Source organism: Photorhabdus heterorhabditis (assembly GCF_018448905.1).
Taxonomy (GTDB): domain Bacteria; phylum Pseudomonadota; class Gammaproteobacteria; order Enterobacterales; family Enterobacteriaceae; genus Photorhabdus; species Photorhabdus heterorhabditis.
Genome location: NZ_RCWA01000062.1, coordinates 1 through 16516, shown reverse-complemented (window position 1 = coordinate 16516; position 16516 = coordinate 1). Strand labels below are relative to the sequence as shown.

Here is a 16516-nt window from a genome sequence, read left to right as displayed (position 1 = left end):
AGGACATTACCGCGCTGATGAATTATCGGTTAAAGACCCAGTTTCATGAAAATCCACATTACATCAGAGGGATTGCACTTTCGGCTTCTCTAGGCACGCTGAAAGAGGCGTTGTGTCGGCAGTTTGAGCGGGATCAGCTAACTAAAGATGAAACTGAGGAGAATGAGGCTCGGTATGGTAGCTTTGATGGTGAATATTATATTCCTGGCTCTGAAAGGCGAGCGGATACTACGCATTACTTAAATGATATGGCATTAAAGCCATTGGTACAAAAGTATTGGGTGGATTACGAGAAGTACATTGATCGTGAGAAAGAAAAAGCATTTATGGACCGGTTCACCACCGATCTGACGCGGTACGACAACACCATTATCTCCCCAATGACCGAGATGTATCTGGACTGGCTGAAAAGCCAGACCCTGCTGGACTATTTTGACCATAACTTTGACAGCACGGACGATTACAGCGGCGCGCTGTTTACCCAGTCGGTCCATGATTGTGTTTACGGGATGCAGGACAAGCTGGGGGCCTCGCATTATTTTCAAGAGCAGATGATGCGCGACAGCATCACGCCGGATAATCTGCTGTTGCGTGCACTGGTGATGAACAGCGATAAAAGGATAGAGCAAACTCACGGCGTCTTGAAGACCGGTGCAGATTACGGCTCTCTCGCCTGGGATAAAATCCCCGATGGGCTTAAAGATATGGCTGAGCACTTTCATGGACCCGCTTCCCTCACGATAGAAAAATACCTGAATGAACTGAGTAGCACCTTGTTTGCAGTGATGAATAAAGCCGTGGAGAAAGTGCCGCTTCCGGCACTGGTCGTATTAGCTAAGCTGCATGGCAGGGAATTAAAAGTCATTAAGTTCGTTGGAAAACGTAAACATTTTCTCAGCGCGGTGGTGACTCAACTGAGCCTGATGGCAGATCTGAAACAGCCTGCTTCCTCAGATAAGCTGCGTCACCATGTTGACATTGAAATGCGTCGTTTGGAGATTAACGGCTTGCCAATGGAGGGAGATCAGGAATTCAACTTTGTTACGCTGGCAGACGCAGGTGAAGCGGAAAAAACCCGGGTTTTACCCGAAGCGGAACGGGCCAAGTCTGTGGTGAAAACCTTGCATTCTGTCGATGAGATCCGTGCGGCGCTGTTTCCGAGGACGTTACGCACAAAACTGGCGCAGTTAGAGGGCAGTTCTGTTGAGAATATTGCTAAGCAGTTGGCACATGTCCCGCCCTTTATTGGTTGTACTTTCTCGCTGGTGTTGCAGATCTCCGCATTGCGCGCGGCTGGGTGGCCTAAGGAAAATACAGAGGTATGTACCCGGTTTGCGGCGGATCTGGTCGCTGCAATGGGGGCTCTTGCTGAAATCTGTGAGCGGTTGTTGAAAAATTTTCAGGTACTCAGATTACAGCCTATGCTGAGTTCTGTTTTTGGGGAAAAAAATCTACTTAAGTTAATAGAAGGTCTTGAGGTAATGAAATTCTTTGGATCTTGGGCTGGGATCGTTGGGGTGGCATGGGATTTGTATCATGTTTGGGATGAACTTGGGAAAGGCAATGTAGATCTGGGAATTGCCTATCTGGTTTCGGCAATAGGAGGGGGATTACTGTTTGCTGCTGCGATCAACCTTATTACTTTAGGTCCTTTGGGAATCATTTTGGCTTTGATGTTGTTCTTTGGTGCCAATATCTACCTAGAGATGAAGAAAAAAAATGAGATCCAGAAGTGGCTGGCGGCCTGTCTGTGGCGCAAAATTCCGGCAGGTGAAGAGGATATTCCTGCTATTTGGCCTGATAGCAGAATGGAAATGGACTCTTTTCATAAACTAATGACTTCGGTGGAGGCATAATTATGCAAGGAAATGGCTTGTATATACCCTATAAACTGAATCGTCCTTTGACTTGGGAAGAGAAAGACGATCAACTTTATCAGGGGAAACTGACTCAGCTAAACAGTAAATATGGTCAGTATATTGTTGATTACGATACGGTGATCCGTATGAATTCCACTTATATGGAAACGGTAGATAAATACTATAGAGAGAAGGGATTCGTTAGTTCGCTTACCGCAACATTGTTTTTTTGTTGCTTAGGAATGGCCTTATTTTCTATTGGTGACACAATTTACCAATATATAAAAGGAAATCATGCAATTCTGTTAAGTCTTCTAATTTTTTTACCTGCTATATCTCTGTTTATATATTTCAGTGGCAAATTTACTCTAAAAGAGTGGTTTGCTACGACACATTATCCCATTCGATTTAACCGTAAAACCCAGATGATCCATGTTTACCGTTTTAATGGCACAGTATTATCGGTTCCCTGGAAAGAGGTGTTTTTTACTCTGACAATAGGAGGAGGCAGGAGGCCAGAATGGTGTATTGACGGTCATATTCTGGCAGACGATCAGGAAACGGTATTAGAGACGTTTAGCCTTGGGATTTCTGGTCCACGGGACATGTTGCCGGGTTATTGGGAATTTATTCGTTGTTATATGGAGGAAGAGGGTTTACAGGAGCAGGCGGATATTATTGCTTTATGTCCTCCCATTGAGAAACAGAAAGAAAGTTATATTTTTGGATTACAGTATCTGATGAGGATGACTTCCCGTTTGTATTGGTTTTCTGGATTGATAATACTACCATTTGCTTTAATTACCAGTGTTGCCCGTTATATTGCTATGCAGACTAGTAAAATGCCGCAATGGCCTCAAGAAGTGGAAGAGGCTTGTCAGGTTGATCCTGATGACCCAATAAATGTCAGTGCCGCTAATAATCCTATTCATTTATGGCGTTATGTGTTGGCGAATCAGACGCGGAAAGAATATCAGGCGATAAATAATCGCCAGTTATCAGCACATACCCGTTTGCAGGAGAAAATTGCAATGGCTCATTAATCTACGGATAAATACAAGAAAACACATGAACGAAATTATTGCTTACAGTGCGGCTATTGGTCCGAATAAAATCCCTGTGGAGGTGTAATTATGCAAGTAAAAGGATTGTATATCCCTTATTGCTACTGGCTTTTATTTTTGTTATGTTGAAAGTGAGGTAATATAATGGCGAAGAATAGCAGAAAAGATGAACCTATGAATGAAGGGGTTATGTCTTTTGTTTTATTCGTTTTCTTAATTATGTTTTGTTTTGGAAGCTGGGTGCAATTTGATAAAATGCATAACGCCTTATTTACAGGGTGTTTTCCATCTAATGATCTAATGATTGGCAGAATGAGGCCACATCCCGCTCTATGTGTACAGGATAAACCGTTCTCGTATTGGATTGATATTGCATTGTGTTATTTTTTGGGTACCGGAATGTCTTTTATGGCACTGATAGTATTATTCTGGGATATGGCGGTATTTCATTCATATGTAAGTTCGGCGCCAGAAGCTATTCCTCATGATGTTAAAGAAAGTATAGATAAAAATAACCCGGTAAAAGAGGTGAAAAAGCCAAGAAATAAAAAACGAAAGAAATAACCATCAAGTTATTCCATGACAACAGGATTGAAATTAGCGATCAGTTAATGGTTCCCGCTCGCCTGAAAGAAAGCCTGTGCAATACAAGAGAAACCGTAAGTTTAGTTAAAATGATTGATTGGAGTTTTTATGAAAAAATTGAGTATAACCATTTGGTTAGGTCTGATTATTAATTTGATATTTCTGTGGGTGATTTTCTACTGTGCCCAGTTATGGCAAACAACGCCAGATAGCTTAACCAACGAAGAGAAAACAATCTTTGAAATGTTTTCAGTGATCACTATGCCAATGGCAATTTCTATCGGAATGCAGGCAATCAGTGTATTATTACTTTTCTTCCATAGGAAGTTGGCACTCTTTTTGGCTGTGCTGTCTAGCTTTATAACGCTCCCTTGGGGGTTGGTTTATATTATCGGTTTTATTTTTAGTTATAACAATTTTCGCTTTGCTGAGTTTCAGTTATTTAACTTAGAAAATAGAAAGCAACTTTCTTTTTATGTCAGTTTCCGGTCAGGATATTTTTATTTAATGGCGGGCGTATTAACCTTGCTAGGGATATTTCAACTTATCATGGGAGTATCTATGGGTGGAATGTTAATTGGTGTTGCAATAGTGTCTCTCTTTAATGGTATTCGCCTGACTAATCGGCCTGTGTTGGGTATTTATCAAGATCAATTGATCATTACCCCTTCACGGTTCAGCCAAACTTATCAGGTAAGTTGTGATCAAGTCACTATTAAGAAGAAAAATAGAAGAGTTATTCATTTTGTTTTTCATATGAATTCATCAGAAGAAGTAGTAGATATTAGCCGTAATCTTATTGCAAGAGATAATGATTCTATTGAAGGTATTGACGAAATTGAAAAGAAATTAACAGAACAAGGATCTTTATAATGAAAGGCATTATCCGTATTCACGATAAAACCACTCACGGTGGTCAGGTGTTGAGTGGTTCGCAGAAAATGAAATTCGGCGGTCTCGGTGTTGCACGTAAAACCGATCCGGTTTCCTGCCCGAAACACGGTAATACCATGATTATCGAAGGTCATCCCACGATAAAAGATAACGGCTTGCCGGTGGCCTTTCATGGTCATCACTGTGGTTGCGGTTGCACACTGATGACTTCTTTAAACACGGCAACAGTGAGTTAATGTATGCCCGTAGATATAAGTGCTATTCCCATACCGGCAGAGCGTAAACCGGGGCCGATAATAAAACGTTGGCTGATTGCACTGATGATATTCATATCATTGGGTGGTTGCGCCACCGTTGTGTACTGGCCTGCCGGTGTGCCAATTCATACCCCTTGGTTCTGGTGCTGTTTTCTGGTTTTCCCATTTCTCGCTTGGGCCGGTGCTTTTGGTATCAGGTGCTTGTGTTACCAGATCTGCCAGATATGGTCTGATAGTTGGGATTATGAGCGCGAGGTCTGTTTATATCAGGAGACACAACGCGGTCAGCGTTATTTAAATGTGCTGGCTCATGTGGTTGATCTTCCGCAAACAGTGATGACAGGTTCACTGGCGACCCAGTTAATGGCACAAAAGGCTGTATTACCTTCATGGGTGGATATGGCTCATGGTCAAGTCGTGCGTCAGATACGTTTCGCTATGCCAGAATGTCCGAGCCGTGAGCGGCTTTACGAAAAAATGGCAGCGCTGTTAGCTGATGAGGCTCTGACCACTGCGTTGCGTCAGTTATCTATTCATTATACGGTTTTCTCGTCGTTACAGATTGATGCGGGTTTAGATGCTGCGGAATATGAAGCTGTCTGGCAGTCAGTCTGGGAAGCTTCGGGTATCCGTACTCCGTTATCAATATTGCCGGGCACGGGGTTAGCTATTATTGATGGCTGGCTGGATACCTCCCGTCATAATGCGGTTTTATTGGTAGTGGCTATTCGGCTGGTGACAGAAGTGATGGACGGGCAGGGTGATACCGCCGTGGCGCTATTGCTGAATTCAACACCCATTCGCCAATCTACTCTGTTCGTACCACAACGTGAACCTATCTCTACGGTACAGGCCACAATACACCGGCCTGAACTGACCCAGGATGATGACATGAAATATGCATTGTCGCAGGCGCTGCTGTGGGCTGATATTCCTTCCGAATCAATTCATCAACTGTGGTTCTCAGGTATGGGATGCGATAACCAGCCTCAGGCGATATCTACGCTATTAATTGATCAATTGCCCAATGTGGGAGAACAGGCTGAAAGGCAGTGTGATATTGACGTTCAAACCGGTTTCACCGGTATAGCTTCGCCTTGGTTAGCTGCTGCTGTTGCTATTGATGCCGTAACCAGCCAAAAGCAGGCGCAATTAGTTATGAGTACGCCTGCACCCGATAGGCTTATTCCCTGGTTTATGGTGATTAAACCAGTGGAAACACAGGAGGCAGTATGAAGAAATATATGACGTTATTCTGGGGTATTTGGGGATTACCATTGGTACTGATAACCCTCTGTAGTCTGATGATATGGTTTAAGCCAGAGTGGTTAAACATACAAGGGCAGCCGTTATTTGAAAAGCAATTGATGTTTCAGTGTTATGTATTGATTGCCAGTGTGCTGTTTTTTCTGATTTTTGCTCTGATAACACGCTTGTTTATCCATGATGCACGTACCGCTTTTCATTACTGGCGGCGACAAAGTGAGGTGCCTAAAGCCATATCTGCATCTCCTGAGCCTGACCCAATATTAAGAGAACTGACCAGCCATTTACGATTTCGTTATGGTTTTTTCTGGCGGTTTAAGGTGCGTATTTTAATGGTGATGGGTGAGCCGGAACAGGTGGAAGCCATTGCCCCGGGATTGACGAAGCAACACTGGCTGGAGGGCGAGAGTCACCTGTTGTTGTGGGGTGGCAGTTTGCAGGTGCCCCCCGATACCGCGCAGTTAAAGGCACTGCGTAAACTGCGTCGTCGCCGTCCACTGGATGGGGTGGTGTGGGTGATGACCGAGGAACAACTCAGCCAGCGGTCAGAGATAGATACCGCCTTGCGGATGCTGGAGAAACAGGGGCAACAGCTTGGCTGGCAGGCACCGCTGTATGTGTGGAATGTGCAGTGCAGCCGCTGGGACCAGCGCGACCGCCCAACCCAGACCGTCGGCTGTTTCCTGCCCGAGGAAGGCACGCCCGAGCTGCTGACTGAAAGCCTGAATACCCTGCCGTCCCAACTGGCGACCAGAGGCATGGCGCAGGCATTAGCCGAAATCCGTCACGATTTTTTATTACGGCTGGCCCAGTCGATGCGGGACGGCGGGGTGGACCGTCTGGTCCGTCAACTGACGCCGCTGTTAAACCGGCCATCGGTCTGGCTGGCGGGGATGATGTTCAGTTTACCGCTGGCCGCGCAGCCGGGGATGACCGAACATGGCTGGCTGGTGGAAGCGAGCTGGAACGGGGTACTGGACGATGTGCGCCATGTCCGGGGTAACGCGGTGGGCTTCCCGTGGGAGAAAAGCGCCCAGTGGGGGCTGATTGTGCTGGCCGTGGTGTGGGGCGTGGGGAGTTTCACGTCGTTTTTTGCCAATCGTCATCAGATAACCTTGAGCCGGGAGCAGGTCAGTCAGGCGCGTGACCGGCAGCGCCCATTATCAGACCGTCTGCTCAGTCAGTATGGGTTGCAACGGGAGATTGACCGGTTGCAGTACCGGGCAGAAGCCGGGGCGCCGTGGTACAGCCGCTTCGGGTTAAACCAGAATACCGCCCTGCTTAAGGCACTGTGGCCGGTTTACCAGCGCAATAATACTCAGCTGATACGTGACGAAGCGGCGCAGGTGTTGCATCAACGTCTGACGAAATGGGTGAACCTGCCGCCCGGCAGTCCACAACGTCGTCAGCGTCTGAAAGCGGCTTACGCGCAGCTGAAAGCCTATCTGATGATGGCGCAGCCAGCCAAAGCGAATGCCGTTTTTATGAGCCGGATACTGATGGAAAACTGGCCGCAGCGGGCCGGGGTGAATGATGGGCTGTGGCAAAACACCGGGGAGTCACTGGTGCGGTTTTATGCGCAATATCTGCCGCAGCACCCGGACTGGAAAATCACCGCGGATGCCGGGTTAGTCAGTGAAGTGCGGCGGATACTGCTGACTCAGCTGGGGCAGCGAAATGCGGAAGCGACGCTGTATCAACACCTGCTGCAACAGGTGGCACACAGCTACGGGGATTTAGGGCTGGCACAGATGACCGGGGCTACCGATGCCCGCCGGTTGTTTAGCACGAATAAAGTGGTGCCGGGGATGTTTACCCGTCAGGCGTGGGAAGGTCAGGTGCAGAAAGCCATTGCGGAGGTGGTGGCTTCCCGGCGGGAAGAGATTGACTGGGTACTGAGTGATGGCCGTCAGCCCATTGCGGAAGCGGTTTCCCCGGCGGTGTTAAAAGCCCGGCTGACCGAACGTTACTTTACGGATTTTGCCGGGGCCTGGCTGAACTTCCTCAACAGTGTGCGCTGGAATAAAGTGCATAACCTATCGGATACCATAGACCAGTTAACCTTAATGGCGGATGTGCGCCAGTCGCCGCTGATAGCGCTGATGAACACGCTGGCGTATCAGGGGGAAACCGGCCAGCAGGTGCCGGGATTATCGGATTCGCTGGTGAAATCGGCCCGCAATCTGTTCCAGAAAGCGAACCCGTCCGTGATTGACCCGACCCTTGACCCGAATAGCGGTTCGCCCAGTCCTCTGGACAACACCTTCGGTCCGTTATTAACCCTGATGGGAAAAACCCGCGGCCAGACGCTGATGACGGCAGACAGCACTCTGAGTCTGCAAACCTACCTGACGCGGGTGACGCGGATACGGCTGAAACTGCAACAAATCGCCAATACCGATGACCCGCAGGAGAGAATGCAGGCACTGGCGCAGACGGTGTTTCAAGGGAAAAGCGTGGACCTGACGGACACCCAGTCATATGGCAGCCTGATGGCGGCGAGTCTGGGGGCGGAATGGAGCGGATTGGGTCAGGCGGTGTTTGTGCAGCCGTTAACGCAGGCGTGGCAGACGGTGCTGCAACCGTCTGCGGCGAGTATCAATGCGCAGTGGCAGGCGTCAGTGGTGGCAGACTGGCAGGCGGCGTTTAACGGGCGCTACCCGTTTGTGGATGAGCAGGATGAGGCGTCGCTGCCGGTGCTGGGGCAGTTTATTCAGGCGGATACCGGGCGGATAGAGCAGTTCCTGCACAGTCAGTTAGGGGGCGTGCTGCATAAAGAGGGCCAACACTGGGTGGTGGATGAGGAGGGGAGTCAGGGACTGCATGTAAACCCGGCGTTTCTGACGGCGATAAACCAGCTGAGTGCATTATCGGATGTGCTGTTGACGAACGGGGGTCAGGGAATGCGGTTTGAGCTGCGGGCGAAGCCGGTACGGGATGTGGCGGAAACGGACTTGACGATAGACGGTCAGAGGTTGCGTTACTTTAACCAGATGGAGAGCTGGCAGCGTTTGCGCTGGCCGGGAGCGGGCGATACGCCCGGGGTGGTGCTGACGTGGACGAGTGTGAACACCGGGGCGCGGGTGTTTGGTGATTACCCGGGAGAGTGGGGGCTGCTGCGCTGGCTGGAGCGGGCAGAGGTGAAAGTGCAGGCAGGTGGACGTTACCAGCTGACGTTTAATGCGCCGGACGGGTTGCCGCTGACCTGGGATTTACGTACGGAGCAGGGGAAAGGCCCGCTGGTGTTGTTGGGGCTGAAAGGGTTCCGATTGCCGAGCCAGATATTTAGCGAGAAAGGGGAATAAACCATGCTGAATCAACTGATAACTCACTGCTTTGCCGGGCGTGATGCGTTGGCAGAAGCACGGGAGAGGGTGGCTCTGTGGGAAAACTGGCTGTTACCCATTAGTGCTGAGGCTCCCGCAGGGAATGATCCGGTTTATAACGACGATTTTCAGCGTATGCGGGAGGAGCTGAACAAGCTCAGTGGCATTGATACCGAGCTTATTTGTCAATTAGCGGAAAAACTGCTGACCACCGAATGTAAAGATGTTCGCGTGGCGACCTATTATGTGTGGGCACGCTTACATCAAGATGGCGAAAGGGGTTTGGCTGATGGGCTGGCGTTACTCGCTGCACTGGTAGATCGTTTTGGTGAAGCCTTGTTACCTGAGCGGGCGGGGAGTCGAAAAGCGGCGCTAGAATGGCTGATTGGCACCAAAATTCAGGACAGTTTGTCACGCTATCCAGAGGTAAACCGTACTGATTTTGAACGTATCGTATCCGCTTTGGTGTTATTGGAACAGACGTTTGCCTCTTGGGATGAAGAGACTCGTCCTACCCTCATTGGGCTGGCAGGTACTCTGGAAAACCGACTGGCTCAGTCTGGTGGTGTGGATGCGGTGGTACCCCAAACGGCGGCTCCGATGCCTTTATCTGGTGGGCTGAGTCATTCATCAGCTCAGGGTGAGTCATCTATATCATGGGGGCAGGTGCAATCCGGGCGTGTTCTGTTGGAACAAGCACGTGAACTGGCGCGTTATCTGCGCGAACAGCCCCAGGGCTGGCTCTCTTCTGCACGGCTGATGCGTAGTGTCCGCTGGGATACCGTGCATCAATTACCGCCTCTGGATGCGGACGGGCGTACCCGTTTGGTGCCGCCACGCACGGAATATCGAGCCTTATTAAAACGGCTCTACCGGCAACAAAACTGGCACGATTTATTGGAGCAAACCGATCGAATGTTCTCGGAAAGTGTTAACCACTTCTGGCTGGATTTGCAGTGGTATCTCTGTCAGGCATTAAACCGATTAGGTAGCACCTATGAAAGCTGGACAGAGATGGTTAAACATGATCTGAGAATGTTACTTGAACGGCTGCCGGGACTGGAAAATCTGGCATATAACGACGGGACTCCGTTTGCTGATGAAGTTACGTCCGGCTGGATAGCCCAACAGGTTAATGACTCTCAGACAGACTGGTCGTTTGTACATTCACCGATGCAGCCTCAGCACGATGATGATGTTTTAGCTCTGGAACCGGAAGCACAGCAACTGGCGGACAGTGAAGGCATAGATGCTGCGTTGCGCTGGTTGGGGCAGTTGCCGAGTATCAACGGAGCGCGTCAGCGCTGGTTACAACGCTTGCTGATGGCGCGGGTGGCGGAGCAGTACGGCAAAAATGAAATGGCCTTGCATCTGCTGGCTGAGTTGAACGCCAATGAGCAATTTAATCTTGGCGAATGGGAGCCAGCACTGATGTTTGAAGTGAAAGCGTGTCTGCTTAAGTTGCTGAGGATGAAAGCGCAGCGCAGTGAACAGGATAAAGCGCGGATGGCACAACGCATGGAGACCTTGTTAGCGGAGCTGGTAGCGATTGATCCGATTAGAGCTGCGGTGCTATGTAGCTGATTTTACTGGTATGAACTTCTTCTTCGGTTCACTCAGGTTGAACCGGTAACGTTATTTTTATGACAACAATCATGAGAACAATCCTATGGATGATTTAATTCTCCGCTATTACGAGGCGGAAATGCACTATCTGCGTGAAGCAGGTAAAGAGTTTGCGTTGGCTCACCCGGATCGGGCGGCAATGCTTAATCTGGACGAAGGACATGATCTTGATCCCTATGTGGAACGGTTACTTGAAGGCTTTGCGTTCTTGATGGGTCGGATGCGTCAGAAACTTGACGATGATTTGCCAGAACTGACGGAAGGATTGGTGAGTCTGCTGTGGCCGCATTATATGCGCACGATTCCCTCACTTTCTATCGTTGAATTGGCACCGGATTACCAGGATTTGCAAAAAAGTGAAAATATTGGCAAAGGGTTTGAGGTGGTATCAAAACCTGTTGGACCGAGCCAGACCCGCTGTTACTACCGGACGACGCGTGATGTGTGCATAACACCGCTGAATATCACTTCTGCCACGCTGCAAAATGAAACCGATGGGCGTTCAGTGATCAGATTGCGTTTTGACTGTGGTCGATTAGCGGAATGGAATAAAGTCGATTTAACGCGGCTGCCTTTGTACCTCAAAGCGAGTAGTCCACTCAGTTCTGCACTGCATCTGGCACTCACCCGGCAGACTCAGAACATTTATGTCCGCGTGTCGGGGATGGAGCGTCGCCGTTTTGAGGGGCATTTTTCACCAATGGGTTTCGATAGCGACGATGTTCTGTGGCCTAAAGGGGAAAGTGCGTTCAGCGGCTATCAACTGCTATTGGAATATTTTACTTTCCGTGAAAAATTTATGTTTGTAGCACTCAATGGTCTGGAAACGTTGTATATCCCTGATGGTACCCCTTGGTTTGAGCTGGAAATGGTACTGGGTGAACTGTGGTCGTATGAGTTGCCCTTTTCGGCGGAAAATATCCGGTTGCATTGTGTACCTGTGATCAACTTGTTTAATGTTGAAGCTGATCCGATGCACATTTCACGGATGCAACATGAGTATTTGCTGCGCCCGATGCGTATTCAGGATGGTCATACTGAAATTTACTCAGTGGATGAGGTGCTCTCTTCTGGACGGGGTGAAACACAACATTTTGTGCCATTCAGCAGTTTCCGCCATCGGGGAGGCATCATGCGTAATACAGCGCCGGAACGCTACTATCACACCCGTGTATCTCCAAATCCTTCTGGTTTGCATGATACCTGGCTGATCCTCGGCGGTGAATCGTTTGAAAATGATCCAGAAATTGATGATGAAACATTGTCGCTGCGTATCACTGGTACGAATGGTCAGTTATCCCGTAGGGCATTGCGTGATGCGCAACTCGAACAGACATTACAGTCCACTGGCGGCAAACTGAGCGTGAAAAATCTTTGTTCACCGACGTTACCTTGCTATCCCCCGGCGAATGACCGTTTCCACTGGCGAGTACTTAGCCATCTTGGTTCCAACTTTCTTAGCATGATGGATAACCCGGAAGTGCTGCGCGGTACATTGGGACTTTATAACTGGACTAATGATGAGATGAATTGTCGTCGTCTGGATGCCATTGTCGGGGTGAAACATAGCTTGATCCAACGCTTTGAAAAGGGCTATCTGCTGAGGGGCGTTGATATTGAAATGACTCTTAACAGTAATGGTTTCTCCGGTGAAGGCGATATTTTTCTGTTCGGTGAGATGCTGAACCGTTTCTTTTCGCTGTATACCGATATTCATCTGTTTAACCAACTGACACTGGTCCTTCAACCTTCGGAGAGATGTTTGCGATGGAAAGAAAATCACAATCAGCGTATTTCCGGTTAGTGCAGCGACTGGCGCCAAATATTTACGATTTTAACTTCTATCGTTTCTGTCAATTGCTGGAAAGTATACAGAATGGGCGTCCACCTCTGGGCAGCACGATTTCACCGAGTGATGATCCAATACGTTTCCGGCCCCATCCGGGTATGGGTTTTCCTGCCAGTGAACTGAGAAATGCAGAATGGGATGAGGTCCAGCCGGAACAGCTCCCGACAATACGTACTTTATTTCTTGGCCTGTACGGTGTGGATTCCCCGTTGCCTACCGCTTATCTGGACGATATTGCTCAGCGGCGTGAAGGCTATGAAGGTGTGACAGATTTTCTGGATATTTTTAACCACAGGATGATGACTCAGTATTACCGTATCTGGCGTAAATATTCCTATCCAGCCACTTATCATCCGGGCGGTAAAGACGACACATCACAGTGCTTGCTTGGGCTGGTTGGTCTGGGCATACCGGGTAGCCAGCAACAGATTGCTACGCCGGTTTCCCGCTTTCTGGCACTGCTAGGGACTATGCGGTTGCCAACTCGGACCGCCGAAGGGGTCATTAAGCTGGTCGCGTTGCTGGCGCCTCAGACGCAGACACGGGTGACGGCGCATGATCGCCGCCGGGTGTGGTTGATCCAACCGGCCCGTCTGAGCCGTCACTATCCCATTCAGCTCTCCCAGCGTCTGGTGTTGGGTAAAACGGGAACGGATGTTAATAGTCAGATGGTGCTTCATCTTTATACCGAAGATGCCGATGAAGCTCAGGGGTGGTTGCCGCAGAGGGAGTTGCATACCGATCTGTTGGTGTTGTTGCGTGTTTATCTGGGTTGGCGTTGCAGTGTGCGATTACATCTCACTTTACCTAAAGGGATATTGCCACCAGCTCAGTTGGGAAAACAGCGTGTCCGGTTAGGTCGTACCGGTGTATTAGGATTAAAACCGGGAACACAGGCTGTTTCAGGGATGGTGACGATTAATCTGGGAAACTATCAAGGGTTATTGCCAAGTTATCAATATCGGGAGGTCGAGAATGGCAGCTATCAATTTTAAATCAGTCATGATGAGTAGCATGGTCTGGCTGGCAACGGCTGGGTTGGCTGGATGCGGTCTGACTCAGAGCATAACCGACGGCACAGTAGCGGTTACTCAATCCATTTTCCATAAACAAGTGAAGACACTACATCTGGATTTCAACGCTCGCAGTGCGCTTAACACTAATGACGCACAAATGCCATTGAGTACGGTGGTACGAGTCTATCAACTCAAAGACAATAAAGCCTTTGAGCGTGCCAGTTACGCGGAATTGTTGCAAGGTGACAGTGAGGCGCTTAAGTCGGACAGATTGGCACAACGGGATATTAGGGTGGCACCGAAAGGAAGTGTGATGCTGGATATGCCGATGGAAAAGGCCGCGAAATTTGTGGCGGTAGTGGGGCTATTCCATACACCGGATGCCACTAATAATGATTGGCGGTTGGTGATCAAGCGTGACGAACTGGATGCGGATAAACCACGCACTATTGAGTTGGGTAACGGCACCGTAACACTGAATCCCATGAAGGAATAACCGATGAAACAGATGAGACCCTCACTTTACGAAATGCTGACGCTTAACTTTAATGAAGATCTGGATATCAATCAGGTCAGTAAACAGGAGCAGGTGATTTTATCCGTACTGAACAATATGCAGCGTATCCTCAACTGCCGTGCGGGTTCGCTCACCCATTTGCCGGATTATGGTTTGCCTGATCTCAACATTATCCTGCAAGAGTTGCCTGCCTCGTCACAGCGTTTGATCGCGACAATTGAACATACATTGCTGGCTTATGAACCGCGTTTGAAACAGGTCAATGTGACATTACTGCCGCAGCTTGAGCCGGCGCATCTGCGTTATGACATCAACGCTGAATTGAAAGGTGTGGGATTGGTGCGTTTCAGCACAGAATTTGTGCCGGAAGGGAAGGTATTGATCCGCCATTTACGCCAGCAAGGGCGTTTAGATTAACTCTTTTTAAGGATAAATATCATGAGCACAATATCATCCGGTTACACCGTACATACTGGGGATGACCCTCGGGCACTGCCTGAATTTCATGCCCTGAAAGAAGAAATCAGCAAACTGAGCCACCCGGCCCGGCCAGATGTTGATTGGGCTAAAGTTGAACAGCTTTGTCTGACGTTATTTCGTTTAAATGGTGTAGAACTGCAAAGTGCTGCCTGGTACACACTGGCTCGCGCCCAACGTGCCGGATTAGCGGGTATAGATGAAGGATTGGCACTGATTGATGGGTTAGTGAGTCATCAATGGTCACAGTTCTGGCCTCAACCCGCTCATGTGCGGGTTGAAATTTTTGCCTGGCTGGTCGCACGTTTGCAACAGGTGTTGCGGACCTGCGTTTTCTCTTACATCGACCTGCCGCTGATTTATCGCACGGAAAAGGTGCTTGAACATCTGTGTGAGGTGCTTCAACGTTTAGAACTGAAACATGTAAGCAAACTCGATAGCTTGCGTGTCCAGCTCCACAACCACGCCCGGCGATTGGAGAGTTTGGAGCAGGAAAAGGGCGCGGTATCTGTCTCTCGTTCCTCAGCGCATGTTCACGAGGACAATACTACGTTGATGCCGACGGAACATCCTCAGCCACAACTGATGTATGTGGTACACGAAACCATCTCTTCTGAACAACCGCAGGTCAAAGTGATTCGGGGGCTGCCTGCATCCGGTTGGAAAGCCTGGCATGGCTTTGTAACGGGTGTTGCATTATGTGTACTGGTTGTAACGGGGGATTGGCTGGTGGACAGGATGCACCAATCACCTTTGATGGAACAGGTTTTGCTGGAAACAGTGCATCCGTTACCGCAAGTATTGCTTTCAACACAATTGGTTGAGTTACATCACCCTGACAATGCGGTGTTATTGAGCCGGTTGCAGGATAAAGCAATAGATGCCAGCCGTACCCAATTGACCCGCTTAGACGCACTGCCGCCATTATGGCGATTGAGCTATAGCTCGCAGTTATTACAGCAGTTACGCACATTATGGCCGGCCAGCCAAACGGTGCAGGATATGGAAAAACAGTGGTTACAGCAACGTGAGGCCACGGCCCTGCCGATGTCGGAACTGGAAAATTACCATCTGGCTCAATCACGGCTACAACAACTGACGGCGCGACTTGATGCACTGGATGAAAAACGCGGGCGTTATCTTACCGGCTCTGAACTGAAATCGATGGTATTTGGCATCAGGCAACCGTTGTCCACTACACCGCCATTGGAAGAACTATTGCGTCAACTGGCGGAGCAGCAAAAAAATGGTGCTGTTTCTCCGGCATTACGCCAACAAATTAATACTCGTTTTAGTCAGTTACTTAATCGCTATTATTTATTGCAGAGGTAGGAGAGTGTTTTAATTATATGATGAAATTCGGTATGAATTTATTAATTAATGAAGATATTGTTTGAGAAAGGGTTTTCTCATAAATCCCTTTGATGAAATATAACCATAAAGTATTTTCCATGATTTTTATATAAGGTGTTGTGAATAGAAACTTGTATTCATTATTGTTTGTGAATGGGGGTGAATGCTATTATGGATATAATCGATCCCGGTTGGTGGTTTTTTAAGTCTGGTGATTAATCCATTCGATTAAACTGGGTTAAGTTATCTCAAAATTATTTAAGTGTTTTTTTATGTATTTAGGGGAGTTATTACATAATATAAATAAGGTTTCATAATAGTGCTACACCCATTCTTTGTCTTCCTGGTTTTTGCTGTGATGAAAACGATGCCAAAAAGGCATCAACATAATTAATCAACTGCCACATAAATTGACAGCTATGATTTC

The 16516-nt window shown here is 48.4% G+C and carries 13 protein-coding genes and 1 pseudogene; 13 read left to right on the top strand and 1 reads right to left on the bottom strand.

The window, feature by feature from the left end; genetic code table 11:
* The 13 genes from EAE89_RS21570 to EAE89_RS21510 all read left to right on the top strand — a co-directional run.
* A partial coding sequence (locus EAE89_RS21570; RefSeq protein WP_214086549.1) for a T6SS effector BTH_I2691 family protein occupies window positions 1-1856 on the top strand: 1856 nt, incomplete at its 5' end.
* A gap of 2 nt (window positions 1857-1858) precedes the next feature.
* The gene (locus EAE89_RS21565) at window positions 1859-2902 is read left to right on the top strand and encodes a DUF6708 domain-containing protein (RefSeq protein ID WP_149617188.1); all 1044 of its coding nucleotides are present in this window, start codon (window positions 1859-1861) and stop codon (window positions 2900-2902) included.
* Between the two features lie 165 nt (window positions 2903-3067).
* Entirely contained in the window at window positions 3068-3487 is a 420-nt protein-coding gene (locus EAE89_RS21560; protein WP_214086548.1) for a hypothetical protein, read from the top strand.
* A gap of 129 nt (window positions 3488-3616) precedes the next feature.
* On the top strand, window positions 3617-4381 hold the full coding sequence (locus EAE89_RS21555) for a hypothetical protein (RefSeq protein ID WP_214086547.1): 765 nt from the start codon (window positions 3617-3619) through the stop codon (window positions 4379-4381).
* Window positions 4381-4638: a PAAR domain-containing protein gene (locus EAE89_RS21550; protein WP_214086546.1), complete on the top strand. Its 258-nt coding sequence runs from the start codon at window positions 4381-4383 to the stop codon at window positions 4636-4638. Before EAE89_RS21555 ends, EAE89_RS21550 begins: the two co-directional genes overlap by 1 nt.
* Window positions 4639-4641: 3 nt before the next feature.
* Window positions 4642-5895 (top strand): hypothetical protein, encoded by a 1254-nt coding sequence (locus EAE89_RS21545; RefSeq protein WP_214086545.1) that lies wholly within the window; start codon window positions 4642-4644, stop codon window positions 5893-5895.
* Window positions 5892-9230: an ImcF-related family protein gene (locus EAE89_RS21540; protein WP_244866686.1), complete on the top strand. Its 3339-nt coding sequence runs from the start codon at window positions 5892-5894 to the stop codon at window positions 9228-9230. Before EAE89_RS21545 ends, EAE89_RS21540 begins: the two co-directional genes overlap by 4 nt.
* Before the next feature lie 3 nt (window positions 9231-9233).
* A complete protein-coding gene (tssA, locus tag EAE89_RS21535; RefSeq protein WP_054481012.1) occupies window positions 9234-10835 on the top strand; it encodes a type VI secretion system protein TssA in 1602 nt (533 codons plus the stop codon).
* A gap of 85 nt (window positions 10836-10920) precedes the next feature.
* Window positions 10921-12681, top strand: coding sequence for a type VI secretion system baseplate subunit TssF (gene tssF, locus EAE89_RS21530; protein ID WP_214086544.1), 1761 nt, complete (start codon window positions 10921-10923; stop codon window positions 12679-12681).
* Entirely contained in the window at window positions 12645-13721 is a 1077-nt protein-coding gene (tssG, locus tag EAE89_RS21525; protein ID WP_214086543.1) for a type VI secretion system baseplate subunit TssG, read from the top strand. Before tssF ends, tssG begins: the two co-directional genes overlap by 37 nt.
* Window positions 13702-14238, top strand: a complete 537-nt coding sequence (gene tssJ / locus EAE89_RS21520) for a type VI secretion system lipoprotein TssJ (protein ID WP_054481017.1) — start codon at window positions 13702-13704, stop codon at window positions 14236-14238. Before tssG ends, tssJ begins: the two co-directional genes overlap by 20 nt.
* Window positions 14239-14241: 3 nt before the next feature.
* Entirely contained in the window at window positions 14242-14676 is a 435-nt protein-coding gene (gene tssE, locus EAE89_RS21515) for a type VI secretion system baseplate subunit TssE (protein ID WP_054481019.1), read from the top strand.
* A gap of 21 nt (window positions 14677-14697) precedes the next feature.
* Window positions 14698-16068 carry a VasL domain-containing protein gene (locus EAE89_RS21510; protein WP_054481020.1) on the top strand — a complete coding sequence of 457 codons (1371 nt, stop codon included), beginning with the start codon at window positions 14698-14700 and terminating at the stop codon, window positions 16066-16068.
* A 332-nt stretch (window positions 16069-16400) separates the two neighbouring features.
* Here EAE89_RS21510 and EAE89_RS21505 read toward each other — a convergent pair.
* Window positions 16401-16516, bottom strand: a pseudogene (locus EAE89_RS21505) (IS630 family transposase); the annotation flags it as partial.

Bases quoted from the DNA above. Each gene is read 5' to 3' on its own strand.
- EAE89_RS21565 (WP_149617188.1), top strand. From the start codon at position 1,859: ATGCAAGGAAATGGCTTGTATATACCCTATAAACTGAATCGTCCTTTG.
- EAE89_RS21560 (WP_214086548.1), top strand. From the start codon at position 3,068: ATGGCGAAGAATAGCAGAAAAGATGAACCTATGAATGAAGGGGTTATG.
- EAE89_RS21555 (WP_214086547.1), top strand. From the start codon at position 3,617: ATGAAAAAATTGAGTATAACCATTTGGTTAGGTCTGATTATTAATTTG.
- EAE89_RS21550 (WP_214086546.1), top strand. From the start codon at position 4,381: ATGAAAGGCATTATCCGTATTCACGATAAAACCACTCACGGTGGTCAG.
- EAE89_RS21545 (WP_214086545.1), top strand. From the start codon at position 4,642: ATGCCCGTAGATATAAGTGCTATTCCCATACCGGCAGAGCGTAAACCG.
- EAE89_RS21540 (WP_244866686.1), top strand. From the start codon at position 5,892: ATGAAGAAATATATGACGTTATTCTGGGGTATTTGGGGATTACCATTG.
- tssA (WP_054481012.1), top strand. From the start codon at position 9,234: ATGCTGAATCAACTGATAACTCACTGCTTTGCCGGGCGTGATGCGTTG.
- tssF (WP_214086544.1), top strand. From the start codon at position 10,921: ATGGATGATTTAATTCTCCGCTATTACGAGGCGGAAATGCACTATCTG.
- tssG (WP_214086543.1), top strand. From the start codon at position 12,645: ATGGAAAGAAAATCACAATCAGCGTATTTCCGGTTAGTGCAGCGACTG.
- tssJ (WP_054481017.1), top strand. From the start codon at position 13,702: ATGGCAGCTATCAATTTTAAATCAGTCATGATGAGTAGCATGGTCTGG.
- tssE (WP_054481019.1), top strand. From the start codon at position 14,242: ATGAAACAGATGAGACCCTCACTTTACGAAATGCTGACGCTTAACTTT.
- EAE89_RS21510 (WP_054481020.1), top strand. From the start codon at position 14,698: ATGAGCACAATATCATCCGGTTACACCGTACATACTGGGGATGACCCT.